1 protein-coding gene is annotated in these 347 nt (G+C 66.6%); it reads left to right on the top strand.

Translation table 11 applies throughout. The features are described 5' to 3' along the window. A partial coding sequence (locus DKT70_RS18595; RefSeq protein ID WP_233490669.1) for a hypothetical protein occupies positions 1-347 on the top strand: 347 nt, incomplete at both ends.

Below are 347 nucleotides of genomic sequence, written 5' to 3'. Positions count from 1 at the left end.
TGGTCGATGCCGGCTGCCTCAGCAACCTCACCGCCCGCAGCACGTCGCGGTTCTGGGCGCTGCCCTCCCTCGCCGCGCGGATGGGCCATGCGGGAGGGGTGGGGGTGAAGCGCGGCGGTGTGTCCGGTGGTCGCGAGGCGCGGCGCGAACACGCACATCCGAGCGGTCGACTGGATCAGCTGCAAGAGGGCCGTGATGAAGCCCAGCTCGAACGGATCATGGCAGATCTGGATGCCGCCATGTCAGGCGTCGATGACGTCGTGCGTCGAGCGGGAGAGGGTGGACTTGCCCGGAAAATGTGGAGAGCACCAACTGAGGAACCAGGAGGTGTTCTATGGGAAACGGGA

It is taken from the genome of Paracoccus sediminilitoris (genome assembly GCF_003259195.1).
Classification (GTDB): Bacteria; Pseudomonadota; Alphaproteobacteria; order Rhodobacterales; family Rhodobacteraceae; genus Paracoccus; species Paracoccus sediminilitoris.
The sequence above is the reverse complement of the archived record's forward strand: the minus strand, read 5'-3'. Positions and strand labels throughout refer to the sequence as shown.